Below are 14,588 nucleotides of genomic sequence, written 5' to 3'. Positions count from 1 at the left end.
CTGCTTCCGCTACGGCCAGCGCCGCCATTGTTCCATCCCACACTTCCGTCGTATTGCTCATCGGCCAGCGAGAATCGAGAATACCGGCTGCTGAAAACGAGGTGACCCGCCATGATTCTGCGCGGTATGGCACACATGCACATCGACGACCTGCCCGCCAGGTTTCAGGCGCTGCTCCAGGCGCCCGCGGGTTCGGAGTCGGCGGGCTTCGTCTGGGTGGTGTTCTACCAGGGGCGTATCTTTGGCGCCTATCCCACTGCCGATCTCGCGTTGCGCAAGGTGACCGAAATCGAGCATTGCATCAGCGAAGACGAAGTGCCCACCGCGCAATGCTGAAAGCCCCCATCCAACCAGGCGATAGTGCAAATGCTCCCTCATGTTGCAAAACCCCGCAGCGCCAAACGATCGCGGCTACATGTGCTGCGCGGACGTGTCGGGCTGGGACTCGTCGCCGGCATGTCGGTGCTGGCGGGAATGACCGATGCCATCGGTTTTCTGGCGACCGGGGACTTCGTGTCCTTCATGAGCGGCAATACCACCCGCCTTGCCGTCGCCGTGAATGACCACGACCTGACCACGCTGTGGCGGCTGTCGCTCGCGGTGGTGTGTTTCGTCGCCGGCAATGCCCTGGGCATTGTCCTCGCCCGCGGATTCAAGAGGCAGGCCACGCCGTTGCTCATCGTCGTCGCCGCGCTGCTGGGCTTTGCCGCGCTGTGGCCTGAGGCCCGGAACCTCCCGGCCTTCGCTGCCGCGATCGTCTCGATGGGGATGCTGAACGCAGTCGTGGAACAGGTGAATGGCATGCCCATCGGCCTCACGTATGTCACCGGCGCGCTGTCCCGTTTCGGCCGGGGCCTCGGGCGCTGGCTGCTCGGGGAGCGCAATAACGGCTGGCGCGTTCAGCTCATCCCCTGGAGCGGCATGCTGCTGGGGGCCACGGCGGGGGCCTTTCTGGAGCATCACCTGGGGCTGATGGCGATGGCCGCGAGCAGCGCCCTGGCCTGCACACTGGCCGTGGTCGTCCACTTCGTCCCGCGCGCCTGGCAATTGGGCTACATGCCCCGGTAGTTCCCGGGCACGCCCGCCGGCTAGACGAGCACTTGCCGGGTACTGGCTATCAGCTCATGCACCTGGCGCTCAACCTGTTCGTCCGTTGCGGCTTCCGGCCCACGGCCGCGCGGGCATGGCAGGCTCGGGGTAGTCCCGAACAGACGGCAGATCAACGGACGCTCCCCGTACACCTCGCAGCCCTGGGGCCCCAGGTGCACGCAGTTCCATTGCTCGAGGGCGGCCTCATGCTCGGCGTCGCCTTTCCTCGGGAGCCGCGACATTTCCTCGGAGGACGCGGTCACCGGCCCGCAGCAATCGTGGCAGCCAGGCACACAGGCGAACGTCGGGATCTGCCGGCGCAGATGGTCGATCTTTCGACGGGTCGTGCAGCTCATGGGGTTGTCCACCCCAGGCCCTTGCCGGCCCTGCGCGGATAACGCTTGCGCAGGGCCGGATCCGTGATCGTCACTGACATGGCGGCACCTCTCGGATTAGAGATGGATTTCGACATTCTTGATGCCGAGCGCGCGCAACTCATCGATCAGGCCGTCCAGGTGCGCAAACGACTCGACGTCCTCGTTCTCATCCACCAGGAAGAAACTGCGCCCCGCGTCCTTCTTGAAGAACACGATCCACTCCCGGGTATTGGCCGGGTTGGCAATCACGTGGGTGTAAAAGGAGATACCGACGGCATTCCGGGCTTTCACATCGTTTCGCTTCACTTCAAATCACCACACTGCATCCGCGCTTGCACCTGTCCATTCAAGATTGCCACCGATCCGCTTCGACGCTGGATAGGCACAGGCTCCCCTGCTGGCGGGCAGCCTGCTCCAAACATGCGTCATAAGGGTTACATGATAACACCCGGAACCGGCCTCGTTTCCCGCCGAGAGCTCTTGAACCCGGCTCATTCGCTGGAGCCGGGCCGTGATATCCCCCTTTGCATGATCGACGGAGGCCAGCATGACTGACTTCCGCAAACTCGCCGATGGTGACGACGAGGGCCGGCTCGCCACCCTGCGCTCGATGCTGGTGGTCGGCCTGACCGTGATGCTCACTGCCTTCGCAGTCACCCTGTCGTACCAGGATCCGGCCGCCGTGGTCAGCGGCCAGATCGTCGACTCGGCGACCCTGGCGGCGATGGACGCCTTCGGCGCCCGGGTCGAGCAGCCGTTCGTGGCCATCGTACTGGTAGCCTTCGTCGCCTGCGTGGTGTCGGCGCAGACTTGCATCGGCCGCGCCACCTTCGGCATGCCCCACCCACTGGACGCGCGCTATCACCTGCACCACTGGCCGCTCAATGCCGTACTGCCGCCCTCTGTGCTGATCGCCAACCGCTCGGCCATCGAAGCGGACGCGAGCTCGGCTGGCGCCCGGAAAGCTGCGAGGTCGAGCGGGGCGACTGCGGTAACCGCCGTTCCCGAGGTCAGCCATTGGCGCTGCCGCGCACATTTTCCTGACGCGCGAGTCAACTTTGATCTATCCTGTCACTGTCCATGCTGAGGACACTCTGCGGCCGCCATGGCTTTACTCCTTTCCCATGGCGGCCTTTCTTTTGCAGGCGTTGGGCCTGGCCCCTGGCGTAAACGCCACCGCCGTCATCAAGGCATCCCACGTCATCGTCGGCGTACCTGCCTGACATCCTCCCGCCAGAGCACTGAACGGTGCTCTGGCGCTCCGTCACCTCCAGGCTGTTGTGCTGGCAGCGGCCGCGGCTGAAGCGCCAGAGTTACCATCACGCCTCATATTCATCGTGCCGCCGCCACCAGAGCCCGTGCTCATTGCGTCCCAGCGGCGCGCGGTCCAGCCAGGCGTACATGTTCCACAGCGCATCCAGTCCGCGCGAATAGGTGGAGTAGCTGTGGTAGATGACGTCGCCCTCGCGGATGAAAGTGCTCAAGCCCGGGCGGTCGCGGGCGAAGGTGGGAGCGTCGGTACCGCAGCGGGCGGCGAAGCGGGTCATGGTCTCGGGGATACACGAAGCATCGAGGGCCGGCTCGCCACGGCCGTAGTTGTAGTCGATGTCACCGACGCGCTGCTGTTCCTGGGTGAAGGCGACGTTGAAGTCGAAGTTGAAGTCGCTGTCCTTCGAGGACGCCCAGGGGAAGCGCCAGCCCATGCGCCGCTGGTAGGCCCGCAGCTTCTCCAGGGGCGCACGGGAGACCGCGCACAGCGTCACGTCGTGATGGGCCAGGTGAACGACGATGCCGTCGAAGCCGTCGGCGATGGCCGAACAGGACGGGCAGCCGGCGCTGTAGTCCGGGCCGAACATGAAATGGTAGACCAGTAGTTGCGAGCGCCCCTGGAACAGCTCGACCAGGGTGGCGGGGCCGTCCGCCGTGTCGAAGTGGTAGGGCTTGTCGACCTTGACCCAGGGCAATGCCTGGCGCCGGCGAGCGAGTTCGTCACTGTGGCGGGTCAGGGCCTTCTCGGCGTCGAGCAGTTCCAGGCGTGCCGCCAGCCATTGTTCGCGGGTGGCGAGTGGGTGCGTTGCCATGTGGAGTTCCTCCGGTCGCCGGTGGCGACAAGTCGGTCGATGGGCGAGGGATAGGCTAGGCTCGGGACCAGGCATGGCGGGAGTGACAAGCGTGGCGGGATTACGATGGACGCCCTGGTAACGGCCGCCGCGCGGGCGCTGGCGGCGGGCGATCCGCTGGCGGCGCTGAACCGCATCGCCCTGCGCGACGATCCGCCGGCGCTGGCCTTGCGCGGTATCGCGATGGCGCAGCTGGGCGACCTGGACCGCGCCCGCCTGCTGCTGCGCCGGGCGGCCCGCGCGTTCGGGCCACGGGAAGCGACATCGCGCGCCCGCTGCATCGTCGCCGAGGCGGAGGTGGCGCTCGCCAGCCGCGACCTCGGCTGGCCGCCCCGTGCGCTGGCCGCCGCACGGGCGACACTGGTGACCCACGGCGACCGGGTGAATGCCGCCCACGCCAGTTACCTGGAAATCCGTCGCCTGCTACTGATCGGCCACGTCGACGAGGCCGAACGGCAACTGGCCGATCTGGATCCCTCGCCCCTGCCCCCGGCCCTGGGCACGACCCACGCGCTGATCGCCGCCGGCATCGCGCTGCGCCGCGTACAGAGCGCGGCGGCTCGGGAGGCTCTTTCACAGGCGCGGCTCACTGCGCGGCGTGCCGGCATTCCCGCGCTGCTGGCAGAGGTGGAGCGGGCCACGGCGCTGCTCGATGCGCCCGCCGCCCGCCTGATCGACGACAACGACGGGCGTCCGCTGCGACTGGATGAGGTGGAGCGGCTGCGGGCGTCCGACGCGCTGCTGGTCGATGCCTGTCGTTACGCGGTGTGCCGGGGCGAGCAGGTGATTTCTCTGGCGCGGCGGCCGGTGCTGTTCTGCCTGGCCCAGGCGCTCGCCGAAAGCTGGCCGGCCGATGTACCGCGCAACACGCTGATCGCCCGGGCCTTCCGCACTCGCGCGCCGGACGAAAGCCATCGCGCCCGCCTGCGAGTCGAGATCGGCCGGCTGCGCAAGTCGCTTGCCACGCTGGCCGGGGTCAAGGCGACGCCGCGTGGTTTCATACTGGTCCCGCTGGCCACGCGGGACGTGTACGTGCTGGCCCGGCCGCTGGAGGAGCGCCACGCGGCGGTGCTGGCGTGCCTGGCCGATGGCGAGGCCTGGTCGAGTTCGGCGCTGGCCCTCGCCCTGGGCGGCAGCCAGCGCACCGTGCAGCGCGCGCTCGATGCGCTGGCCGAGAGCGGCAAGGTGCAGTCCTTCGGCCAGGGCCGCGCGCGGCGCTGGACCGCTCCCACGGTGCCGGGTTTCGCGACGACCTTGTTACTCCCCACGCCCTGGTCGGGGAACTAGGCTGGAGTCTCAGACCCATCAGCGAGGACTGTCAGATGAAGCGTTCAACAGCCGAGATCCTCGGCGAGTTCGGTCCCTTCCCCGGAGTCGACGCGGTACACGGCGTCACCTTCGATGGCGAACGCGTCTGGTTCGCCGCGGGTGAACGGCTGGTCGCCCTCGACCCGGACAGCGGCGAAACCGTCCGCACCCTGGACACCCCCGGCGATGCCGGAACGGCCTTCGATGGCCGGCACCTGTACCAGATCACCGACGCGCGCATCCAGAAGATCGACCCGGCGACTGGCGAAATCCTCGCCAGCATTCCCGCTCCCGGCAACGGCGAGGATTCGGGCCTGGCCTGGGCCGAAGGCACGCTCTGGGTCGGGCAGTACCGCGAACGGAAGATCCACCAGATCGACCCGGACAGCGGAAAAGTACTGCGTACGCTGGAATCCAACCGCTTCGTCACCGGGGTTTCCTGGGTCGACGGTGAGCTCTGGCACGGCACCTGGGAGAACGAGCAGAGTGACATCCGGCGCATCGACCCCGGCAGCGGCGACGTCCTGGAAAGCGTGGAAATGCCGGCCGGCATCGGCGTGTCCGGGCTGGAGTCCGACGGTGGCGAGCGCTTCTTCTGCGGCGGTGGCGGCAGCGGCAAGCTGCGCGCGGTGCGGCGTCCGGCGCGGGGCACGGCCTGACAGAGGACCGTCACCAACAACACGCTCCTGGCTCACCACGAATGCGTGGGCCAGGTGCCCCGGACTCACCTGCCCGCTCTACCGCAACAGACCGTAGGGCACCGGCGTTTCGTCGCTCCGCTGCTCACCCCGCCGAAGAGCGAGGCGGACCCCGCTAATCACCAAAAGCCTCCAACTGACTCTAGTAGCCCGAAAACGATTCGAAACCAGTGTATTTGTGTGTGGGAGCCCTGCGGTACCGTGCGTACTCCCACGACTTGGCGATTGGCACTCCCAACTCAATCGCCGGGACCGAAACCGTCGACAGGGAACAACGATGCAGAAGTTCAACGACTCCCTCCGCGGGTACTCCCATAACGTCCATAAACGCGACCATTTCGTCTGCCGCTACTGCGACCTAGACGGACCCTTGTCGTTCGCTAATTGGCTTGCACTTTCCTGGGATCATCTGCTCCCCACAGGAGATCCGAACCGCGACAACGAAGACTTCATTGTTACCGCCTGCCTGTTCTGCAATGGAGCCGACAATTGCTACTTCGATCACGCGAAAAGGAGGAACGGGTTCGGCCAGCCCCTGGCAACTCGGCAACCTAGCCGCTTTATCCAGCAGCGCCATCACGCTCCTTCAACAACGCCTTGATCACCGCCTCCTGCTCCCCATAGCCGCCCTCCCCGATCGCCAGGTAGCGAATCCGCCCCTGGGCATCGATGAGGTAGTGCGCCGGCCAGTACTGGTTACCGAAGGCATTCCAGATGCGGTACTGGTTGTCCAGCGCCACGGGGTAGTGGATGTCGTGTTTCTTCACCGCTTCGCGGACGTTGGCCGGGATGCGTTCGTAGGGGTATTCCGGCGTGTGCACGCCGATCACCACCAGGCCCTGGTCGGCGTACGTCTTCGCCCAGGCGTTCACGTACGGCAGGCTGTGCTGGCAGTTGATGCAGTCGTAGGTCCAGAAGTCGATCAGCACCACCTTGCCGCGCAGGTCACGCAGGTGCAGTTCGGGGCTGTTGATCCACTCCACGGCGCCTAGCAGTTCCGGAGCCGGGCCGAGGTCGGGCAGGCGTTCGGCGCCCTGGGCGGTGTCGCCGGGCATGAGCCGGGTGAGCAGTACGGGCACGCCCTCGACGACCTTGCGCTCCAGGCTGTTCACCAGCGTGGATGAGCTGCCGGAAGCCAGTTGTGCGCTGGCACCGCTGGCGATGCCGACCACGGCCAGCAGGGCGAGCACGCCAGTGGCACGGCGCAGGCCTTCGATGACCGCCATGCGCGGGCGCAGATGCCGCATCAGGCGGCGACCGGCGAAGAGCACGATGCCCAGTACGGTGGCACTGCCCAGGCCATAGGCGAACAACAGCAGGCTGGTCTGCGCACTCGGCCCTTGCAGCATGGCGCCGGAGAGAATCAGCCCGAGCACAGGCCCGGCGCAGGGCGCCCACAGCAAGCCGGCGGCGAAGCCCGGCAGCCACGCGGAAAGCGCCGGCGGCAGGCGCCGGGATTCGCCCTGCAGGCGATCGCCGATCCACGTCCAGGGCTTGGCCAGAGTGTCGCCGAAGCGCGGCCAGAGCAACGCAACCGCGGAAACCGACAGCAGCGCGAGGGCGACGTAGCGCCCCCACTCGCTGGCGGCGATCACCCAGTTGCTGGAGACGGTCGCCAGGCTCGCCAGCACCGCGAAGCCGCTGGCCAGGCCCAGCAACGTGACCCACGGCGACCACGCCGGGCCGCCGGCGCGCTGCAGCAACAAGGGCAGTACGGGAAGGATGCAGGGGCTGAGCAGGGTCAGCGCCCCGCCGAGAAAGGCGATGAGCAGCATGGGTACCTCAGTGAGCCGCCGGCCCGTGGGGTCGCAATGAATGAACGCCAGGGAATGAACGCCGAGGCCGTCCGTGGCCGCGGCTTCAGGGGAATCAGCCGCCTTCGTTGCAGTTGGTGGCGAACTTGCGATAGGCCAGGCTGCGCGGCTGGCCGTTGGAATCCAGGTAATCCATGCGGGCGTCGACGATGCCGCAGTCGAACGGCGAGGCGCTCTCTTCGTGGATGGCCAGGACGCGCTTCACATCCAGTTTCTGACCGTAGTGGTACTGCTCGGCGGGTTGGGTATCGGCAGCCTGGGCGCCGAAGCTGGCGAAGGCGGCGATGGCAGCGAAGAGGCAAGCGTTGGCGAGCTGGATGGCTTTCATGGTGGTTCTCCTGTCCTGTGTCGGGTTTGCCCGGCGGCGGCTGTGTGCCTCGCCGTTGGTACCCATTTCACGCTCAGGAGGTATCGGGCTTGTGTCGCGCCAGCCCTGGGTTTGCGGCGCCGGGTATCGCCGGCGGCCCTGGATACAGTGCAATACAAAGCCCGGCAGGCAAGCGCGGCGCGGCGCTATACACTCGTTTCAACCCACTACGAACGAGGAACCGGCATGGACCATGTCGATCACGTACTGATCGTCGATGACGACCGCGAGATCCGCGAGCTGGTCGGCAACTACCTGAAGAAGAACGGCCTGCGCGTGAGCCTGGCGGCGGACGGCCGGCAGATGCGCGCCTTCCTCGACGGCAACACGGTCGACCTGATCGTCCTCGACATCATGATGCCCGGCGACGACGGCCTGAAACTGTGCCGCGAGCTGCGCGTGGGCAAGCACAAGTCCACCCCGGTGCTGATGCTCACTGCGCGCAACGACGAGACCGACCGCATCATCGGCCTGGAAATGGGCGCCGACGACTACCTCACCAAGCCCTTCTCCGCCCGTGAGCTGCTGGCGCGGATCAATGCCGTACTGCGGCGCACCCGCATGCTGCCGCCGAACCTGCAGGTCAGCGAGGCCAGCCGGCTGATCGGCTTCGGCCGCTGGAAACTGGACACCACCGCGCGCCACCTGCTCGACGAGGACGGCACCCTGGTCGCCCTGAGCGGCGCCGAATACCGTCTGCTGCGGGTGTTCGTCGATCACCCGCAGCGGGTGCTCAGCCGCGAGCAGCTGCTGAACCTCACCCAGGGCCGCGAAGCGGACATCTTCGACCGCTCCATCGACCTGCTGGTCAGCCGCCTGCGCCAGCGCCTGCTGGATGACGCCCGCGAGCCGGCCTACATCAAGACGGTGCGCAGCGAAGGCTATGTCTTCGCCCTCGCGGTCGAACTGCTCGAGCCCAACGAATGAAATCCGTCCTGCACTGGCCACGCACGCTGGCCGCACGCCTGGCGCTGATCTTCCTCGCCGGACTGGTGTTCGCCTACAGCCTGTCGTTCTGCTCGCAGTTCTACGAGCGCTACCAGAGCGCGCGCAACATGATGCTGGGCAACCTGGAAACCGATGTCAGCACCGCCGTCGCCCTGCTCGACCGCCTGCCGAAAGATGAACGCGAGGCGTGGCTGCCGATGGTGCAGCGGCCCAACTACCGCTACCTGCTGAGCGAAGGCCAACCGGGCGAGCCGATGAACATGGCGCAGGCGCCGATGGCCGCCACCTCCATTGCCGATGTCGTCGGGCCGCGCTACCCGCTGCGTTTCGAGAACATTCCCGGCTCCATCCCGCACTTCCAGGTGCACTTGAAACTGAGGGACGGCAGCCCGCTGACCATCGACGTGACGCCCAAGGGCGTGCCGGTGGCGCAGTGGTTGCCCTGGGTGCTGATCGTGCAACTGGCGCTGTTGCTGTTCTGCACCTGGATCGCCGTGCGCCTGGCCATCCGTCCGCTGACGCACCTGGCGCAAGCCGTGGACCACCTCGACCCTGACGCCCCGGCGCCGGAACTGGACGAACGCGGCCCCAGCGAAGTCGCCTACGCGGCCCGCGCCTTCAATGCGTTGCAAGGCCGCATCGGCGCCTACCTGAAGGAGCGCATGCAACTGCTCGCCGCCATCTCCCACGACCTGCAGACACCCATCACGCGGATGAAGCTGCGCGTCGAGCAGATGGACGACTCGCCCGAGCGCGAGCGCCTGTGGAGCGACCTGGAAGAAATGCAGCACCTGGTCCGCGAAGGCGTTGCCTACGCCCGCAGCATGGACGGCGCCAGCGAGGCGGCGGTGAAGGTCAACCTCGATGCATTCCTCGACAGCCTGGTGCTCGACTACCAGGACAGCGGCCAGGCCGTGGAGCTGCGCGGCAACAGCCACGCCGTGCTGGAAACCCGCCCGCACGCACTGCGCCGGGTGCTCACCAACCTGGTGGACAACGCGCTGAAATTCGGTGGCTCCGCCCAGGTGGAAGTCGAACGCGATAGCCAGGGCGTCGTGTGTGTTCGTGTACTGGACGAGGGCCCCGGCATCCCCGAGGCAGAGCTGGAAGACGTGGTGAAACCCTTCTACCGGGTGGAGAGCTCGCGCAACCGCAGCACCGGCGGCACCGGCCTGGGGCTGGCGATCGCCCAGCAACTGAGCCAGGCGCTGGGCGGCACGCTGAGCCTGTCCAACCGCGCGACCGGCGGGCTGTGTGCGCAACTGGAACTGCGCCCCACCGCCTGACACCTTGCTCGCGAAAGGCTTGCCCGTGAAAGGAACGCCCATGAAAGGAATGTACAAAGCGATACATGACGGGCTTTACCGGACACATCCGAGATAAGGCCCGTTGACAGCATGGCTCCACGAATCGCGGCGGCATCCCGCACGCCGCGTTCACACTTCGGAGCCTGCCATGAACCGTCCCGTCGAAACCGCCAGCCTGCAGGGCTGGCGCCTGTTCTCCCTGCTCTCGCTGCTGGTGCTGATCGTCACCGCGCTGGCCCTGTGGGCGCAGCCGCAATGGGTGGAAGCGCTGCGCAGTTCGATCCGCGTCACCGCCCGCACCTCCTTCGCGCTGTTCCTCGCCACCTTCCTCGCCTCGTCCCTGGCGGCGCTGGTGCCGAGCGCCTTCACCCGTGGCCTGCTGCGCGAACGACGCTTCCTCGGCCTGGCCTTCGCCTTCTCCCACGCCGTGCACGCGGTGCTGATCCTCCTCTACGTGAAGTTCTTCCCCGAGACTTTCTGGCACGGCCGCAGCGCCGCTGCGAACATCCCCGGCTCCATCGGCTACCTGTTCATCATCCTGCTGACGATCACTTCCTTCCCCGCTGCGGTAAAGCTGCTCGGCTTCCGCCTCTGGAAGGGCCTGCACAGCACCGGCACCTGGGTGATCGCCGGGGTGTTCCTCCTGTCCTTCTACAAGCGCCTGCCGATGGGCTCCTGGTACCCGCTGGGCTTCGGCCTGATCTTCAGCGCCCTCGCCTTCAAGCTGATCGCCAAGCTGGCCGGACGCCTGCGCCGTAGCGTCCGCCCGGCCCTGCCGAACGCGTGACTCCGACTTCCCCCGCGACCGGGCGAAACCATCGCCCGGCCGCCCCTGCCTTGCCCACGACCTTGCCCATGAGGTGCACCATGATCCTGCTCACCCTGAATCCGCTCAAGACCGCCTTCGACCAACTCGACCGTCTCGCCACCTGGAGCTGGGACATTCCCCTGCGGCTGTTCCTGGCCTGGGAGTTCTTCGAATCGGGCCTGGAGAAATGGCACGGCGACAACTGGTTCGAACAGATCCACGCCAGCTTCCCCTTCCCCTTCAACCACTTCTCCGCCGGCTTCGACTGGCAGGTGTCAATGTGGGCCGAGCTGATCGCACCGGTCCTGCTACTGCTGGGCCTGGCGACCCGCTTCGCCTCGGCCTCACTGATCGTCGTGACCCTCGTCGCCATCGCCGCCGTGCACTGGCCGGCGCAATGGTCGAGCCTGGCCGAGCTGGCCCAGGGATACTCGATCACCGACCACGGGTTCGGCAACTACAAGCTGCCGCTGATCTATCTGGTGGCGTTGCTGCCGCTGCTGCTGAAGGGCTCTGGGGCGCTGAGCGTGGATGGCCTGGCACGGCGCTTCCTGGGGGGTTCGCGGATCGACTGATCGCTTTCGCCATCCGGCGGCTCGACAGAAACGCCCTCTCCATTGGAGAGGGCGTTTTCATTTGTCCGCGCAACGGTCGTGCTGCCGTGGAGGACTGGGGTGCCACGCGTCCAGCCATGTGCACGGCAGCCTGGGTATCGCTGCGCGCCCCCTCCTGCGGGTGCGTTCGATTCATACGTTCACGCGCGCCAACACCGACGCAGGCCCCACCTGTAGGAGCGGACTTTGTCCGCGATCGCGGGCATCGCCCGCGCCCACAAGGAAGCACACAGCCATAGGCGGGCTCGATCCAAACGGCCGGAGGCGGGCCCAAACGGTAGGGGCGAGCTGGCCCGCGAACGGATTTCCCGGCGACGCCAACGCTGGGCAGGTTCGCGAGCAAGCCCGCGCCTACGAACAACAGAAAGCAAAAAGCCCGCGCACCGATGACGGTGCGCGGGCCAGGCTGTGGATAACCGCGATCAGGGAATGACGAACCCGACCTCGATGTTGCCGCGAGTCGCCCTGGAGTACGGGCAGATCTGGTGCGCCTCGGCCACCAGTTTCGCCTTGTCCTCCACCGTCAGGCCGGGCAGGTGCACGGTGAGTTGGGCGGCCAGAGCGAAACCACCGTCGTCGGTGTTGCCCAGGGAAACTTCGGCGTCCACCGCCACGTCATTGGGAAGACGAAGGTTGTACTTCTGCCCCGCGCGGCGCAGGGCGCCGATGAAGCAGGCGGACCAGCCGACGGCGAACAGTTGCTCGGGGTTGGTGCCGGGACGGCCGGAGCCGGGCGGGCTCAGCGGCAGGTCCAGTTCACCATCGACGGTCTGGCCGCGTCCGTCGCGGCCGCCGGTGGTGTGGGTGTGGGCGGTGTAGATCACGGTTGCCAGGGTATCGGTCATGATGCTTCTCCTTCAGAAGCGAGCCAATGGTGAACGACGTGGAGCGCCGCAGTTGGGGCGGGTGCCGAGCACCACGCCCTGTTCTTTCAGGCTGCGCAGCAGGGCGATGCCCTGTCCTTCGATGGCGGCCGGTTCGACGCCGGCGATCTCCGCCAGCGCCTTGAGGTGTTCGCGGCCGCTAAGCTGCCACTGTTGCAGCGATACCAGCAGGGCATGGGCCAGCGGCGCCAGGCGCGAGAAATGCACCTGCAGATCGGCGCCCCGGCGAGCCAGCAGCAGCGTGGGTTCGGCCGGCATTTCCGACGGAATGTCGTCGGGACCGATATGGCTGACCGGCCAGGCATAGGCCAGTGGCGCGGCGAGGCTGGACAGCAACGGCACGCCGTCGAGCAGGTCGCCGTCCGGATCGTGGTCCGGTTCGGCCTTGTCGCTGAGCAACAGCGCGGTCTCGATCCATTCGTAGTGGGCCAGTTCGGCCACCCAGCCGGGCTGGCCGGCGCGCCCTTCCAGGTAGTCGACGAACTCGCCGGCAACCTCGGTGAACAACGGTGTCCGGCAGTGGAAAACGGCGTAGAAGTCCTCGGTCAGCCCCTGCCACTGCTCGCGTGGCAGGCTGGCGTGGAGCACCGGGAAGTTGCCGGCCAGCAACGATTGCAGGTTGCCGAAGAACAGCTGCCGGTAGACCGCCAGGCGCCGCGCTTCGATGCCCGGCGGCGGCTCATGGGCCTGCGGGTTCCGGATGAAGCGGGTCATGCGCAATTGCTGTTCGCGCAGGCTCTCAGTCATGGCGCACCGCCTTCGATTGCGCGGCGGACTGCAGGCCACGAATGTGCCCGATCTCGCCCAGCAGCTCGGCCAGCGGCGGCAGGTTGAAGTCGCGCTCCAGCAGGGTCGGCACCCTGCCCAGGTGCTGGTAGGCGCTGGCCAGCAGGCTCCACACGTCGTCCTTCACGGCAGCGCCGTGGGTGTCGATCTTCAGGTCCGGCGCCTCGTCGTAGTGCCCGGCGACGTGCAGGCAGACGACGCGCTCCGCCGGTACGCGGGCGAGGAACCCGGCGGCATCGTAGCCGTGGTTGTGGGCGTTGACGTAGAGGTTGTTGACGTCCAGTAGCAGGTCGCAGTCGGCCTCGCTGAGCACCGCGCGGAGGAAGTCGATTTCGCTCAGTGCCTGGTAGGGCGCGGCGTAGTAGGAGATGTTTTCCACGGCGATGCGGCGGCCGAGGACGTCCTGCACTTCACGGATGCGGCCGGCAATGTGGCGCACGGCTTCGTCGGTGAAGGGTATGGGAATCAGGTCGTAGAGGTGGCCTTCGTCGGAGCAGTAGCTCAGGTGTTCGCTGAACAGCGGGACGTTGTGCTGGTCGAGGAACCCGCGGATGCGCCCCAGGAAGACGTGGTCCAGAGGCTCGGGGCCGCCGAGGGACAGCGACAGGCCGTGGCAGGACAACGGGAAGCGTTCGGCCAGGCGGACCAGGCCTTCGCCGTAGGAGCCACCGACGCCGATCCAGTTGTCCGGGGCGCATTCGAGGAAGTCGACGGCACCGGCGTCCATCGTCAGCAGGTCGGGCAGCAGCGCGCGGCGCAGGCCGAGGCCGGCTCCTTGCAGGGATACGGAAGTGCTCATGGGCGGTCTCCTTGGCGAAGTGCCCTCCCCGGCCAGCGGCGCGGGGAGGCTGTCGGCGCGTGTCAGTTCCTGGCCTGGCTCAGCTTGCTGTACAGATCGGACGGGAACGGTTTGCCGTTGGCGTCGAACTGATTCTTGCGGAACTGGTAGACCTCGCCCTCGGAGAGATAACCGTCGTGGTTGGCGTCGATGGCATCGAACTCGGCGTTGGCCTTGGGCGCCACGGCCAGCAGTTCGGCGCGGGAGACGCGGCCGTCGTGGTCGGTGTCGGTACGGGCGAAGGAGGCATCGCCGCACTTGCCTTCACCGCACTTGCCCTCGGCGCCGGTGGCCTTGGCCTGGGCACCGGCGGCACCGCATTTGCCCTCGCCGCACTTGCCTTCACCCTGGGTGGCCTTGGTCTTGGTCTCGGTGGCGCCGCACTTGCCCTCGCCACACTTGCCCTCCCCGGTCTTGGCGGCGGAGGCCAACTGGTAGCCCTGCGGCAGCGCTTCGACGGCGAAGGCGGAGGACGCCATGTTCAGTCCGCCGGTCAGGGCGACAGCGAGCAAGCCGAGTTGGGTTTTCGAAATACGCGTCATGGTGCTTCTCCAGATGCTTGGGCGCATTCACGCGCCGGTTCATGCCTTGATGGCGGAATCCCTGGAACGAAGCGCGCTGGAGGTTCTG

General features: G+C 67.0%; 18 protein-coding genes and 2 pseudogenes. 10 read left to right on the top strand and 10 right to left on the bottom strand.

Annotated features, from left to right (window positions below; genetic code table 11):
- Positions 1–111: 111 nt before the first annotated feature.
- Both H681_RS06260 and H681_RS06255 read left to right on the top strand, forming a co-directional pair.
- Positions 112–336 carry a hypothetical protein gene (locus H681_RS06260; RefSeq protein WP_015475999.1) on the top strand — a complete coding sequence of 75 codons (225 nt, stop codon included), beginning with the start codon at positions 112–114 and terminating at the stop codon, positions 334–336.
- Positions 337–366: 30 nt separating this feature from the next.
- Positions 367–1,068, top strand: a complete 702-nt coding sequence (locus H681_RS06255; protein WP_015475998.1) for a YoaK family protein — start codon at positions 367–369, stop codon at positions 1,066–1,068.
- Between the two features lie 20 nt (positions 1,069–1,088).
- On the opposite strand, the gene H681_RS06250 is transcribed toward H681_RS06255, so the two are convergent.
- Entirely contained in the window at positions 1,089–1,445 is a 357-nt protein-coding gene (locus H681_RS06250) for a YkgJ family cysteine cluster protein (RefSeq protein WP_015475997.1), read from the bottom strand.
- A gap of 96 nt (positions 1,446–1,541) precedes the next feature.
- On the bottom strand, positions 1,542–1,772 hold the full coding sequence (locus tag H681_RS06245) for a hypothetical protein (protein ID WP_015475996.1): 231 nt from the start codon (positions 1,770–1,772) through the stop codon (positions 1,542–1,544).
- Between the two features lie 289 nt (positions 1,773–2,061).
- On the opposite strand from H681_RS06245, the pseudogene H681_RS25680 reads away from it, so the two are divergent.
- Both H681_RS25680 and H681_RS27110 read left to right on the top strand, forming a co-directional pair.
- Positions 2,062–2,304: pseudogene (locus H681_RS25680) on the top strand (APC family permease); the annotation flags it as partial.
- A 310-nt stretch (positions 2,305–2,614) separates the two neighbouring features.
- A pseudogene (locus tag H681_RS27110) lies at positions 2,615–2,689 on the top strand (TOBE domain-containing protein); the annotation flags it as partial.
- Between the two features lie 96 nt (positions 2,690–2,785).
- On the opposite strand, the gene H681_RS06235 reads toward H681_RS27110, so the two are convergent.
- Complete coding sequence (locus tag H681_RS06235) at positions 2,786–3,547, bottom strand: DUF899 domain-containing protein (RefSeq protein ID WP_015475994.1); 762 nt, start codon at positions 3,545–3,547, stop codon at positions 2,786–2,788.
- A 105-nt stretch (positions 3,548–3,652) separates the two neighbouring features.
- Here H681_RS06235 and H681_RS06230 point away from each other — a divergent pair, with 105 nt between their 5' ends.
- Positions 3,653–4,873, top strand: a complete 1,221-nt coding sequence (locus H681_RS06230) for a hypothetical protein (protein WP_015475993.1) — start codon at positions 3,653–3,655, stop codon at positions 4,871–4,873.
- Between the two features lie 35 nt (positions 4,874–4,908).
- A complete protein-coding gene (locus tag H681_RS06225; RefSeq protein WP_015475992.1) occupies positions 4,909–5,553 on the top strand; it encodes a Vgb family protein in 645 nt (214 codons plus the stop codon).
- A 397-nt stretch (positions 5,554–5,950) separates the two neighbouring features.
- Here the strand turns inward: H681_RS06225 and H681_RS26550 are convergent, their stop codons facing one another.
- The 3 genes from H681_RS26550 to H681_RS06215 form a co-directional block, all read right to left on the bottom strand.
- The gene (locus H681_RS26550) at positions 5,951–6,169 is read right to left on the bottom strand and encodes a hypothetical protein (protein ID WP_162140826.1); all 219 of its coding nucleotides are present in this window, start codon (positions 6,167–6,169) and stop codon (positions 5,951–5,953) included.
- Entirely contained in the window at positions 6,153–7,367 is a 1,215-nt protein-coding gene (locus H681_RS06220; protein WP_015475991.1) for a cytochrome c biogenesis protein DipZ, read from the bottom strand. Before H681_RS06220 ends, H681_RS26550 begins: the two co-directional genes overlap by 17 nt.
- A 94-nt stretch (positions 7,368–7,461) precedes the next feature.
- Complete coding sequence (locus tag H681_RS06215; RefSeq protein ID WP_015475990.1) at positions 7,462–7,734, bottom strand: DUF2790 domain-containing protein; 273 nt, start codon at positions 7,732–7,734, stop codon at positions 7,462–7,464.
- Between the two features lie 225 nt (positions 7,735–7,959).
- Between H681_RS06215 and H681_RS06210 the strand changes: the two genes are divergently transcribed.
- The 4 genes from H681_RS06210 (at position 7,960) to H681_RS06195 (ending at position 11,411) form a co-directional block, all read left to right on the top strand.
- Positions 7,960–8,700 carry a response regulator gene (locus H681_RS06210; protein ID WP_015475989.1) on the top strand — a complete coding sequence of 247 codons (741 nt, stop codon included), beginning with the start codon at positions 7,960–7,962 and terminating at the stop codon, positions 8,698–8,700.
- On the top strand, positions 8,697–10,007 hold the full coding sequence (locus H681_RS06205; RefSeq protein WP_015475988.1) for an ATP-binding protein: 1,311 nt from the start codon (positions 8,697–8,699) through the stop codon (positions 10,005–10,007). The genes H681_RS06210 and H681_RS06205 overlap by 4 nt, the downstream gene beginning before the upstream one ends.
- A 169-nt stretch (positions 10,008–10,176) precedes the next feature.
- A complete protein-coding gene (locus H681_RS06200) occupies positions 10,177–10,815 on the top strand; it encodes a ferric reductase-like transmembrane domain-containing protein (protein ID WP_015475987.1) in 639 nt (212 codons plus the stop codon).
- Between the two features lie 80 nt (positions 10,816–10,895).
- Positions 10,896–11,411: an HvfX family Cu-binding RiPP maturation protein gene (locus tag H681_RS06195; protein ID WP_015475986.1), complete on the top strand. Its 516-nt coding sequence runs from the start codon at positions 10,896–10,898 to the stop codon at positions 11,409–11,411.
- 461 nt (positions 11,412–11,872) lie between these two features.
- On the opposite strand, the gene H681_RS06190 is transcribed toward H681_RS06195, so the two are convergent.
- The 4 genes from H681_RS06190 to H681_RS06175 form a co-directional block, all read right to left on the bottom strand.
- Positions 11,873–12,295: an organic hydroperoxide resistance protein gene (locus H681_RS06190; protein ID WP_015475985.1), complete on the bottom strand. Its 423-nt coding sequence runs from the start codon at positions 12,293–12,295 to the stop codon at positions 11,873–11,875.
- A gap of 12 nt (positions 12,296–12,307) precedes the next feature.
- The gene (locus tag H681_RS06185; RefSeq protein WP_015475984.1) at positions 12,308–13,081 is read right to left on the bottom strand and encodes an HvfC family RiPP maturation protein; all 774 of its coding nucleotides are present in this window, start codon (positions 13,079–13,081) and stop codon (positions 12,308–12,310) included.
- Complete coding sequence (locus tag H681_RS06180) at positions 13,074–13,919, bottom strand: HvfB family MNIO-type RiPP peptide maturase (protein ID WP_015475983.1); 846 nt, start codon at positions 13,917–13,919, stop codon at positions 13,074–13,076. Before H681_RS06180 ends, H681_RS06185 begins: the two co-directional genes overlap by 8 nt.
- Before the next feature lie 62 nt (positions 13,920–13,981).
- Positions 13,982–14,500, bottom strand: a complete 519-nt coding sequence (locus H681_RS06175; RefSeq protein ID WP_015475982.1) for an HvfA family oxazolone/thioamide-modified RiPP metallophore — start codon at positions 14,498–14,500, stop codon at positions 13,982–13,984.
- Between the last annotated feature and the right edge of the window lie 88 nt (positions 14,501–14,588).

It is taken from the genome of Pseudomonas sp. ATCC 13867 (assembly GCF_000349845.1).
Lineage (GTDB): Bacteria > Pseudomonadota > Gammaproteobacteria > Pseudomonadales > Pseudomonadaceae > Pseudomonas.
Note: the sequence above shows the minus strand (reverse complement) of the source record. Positions and strands in the feature narration are given on the sequence as shown.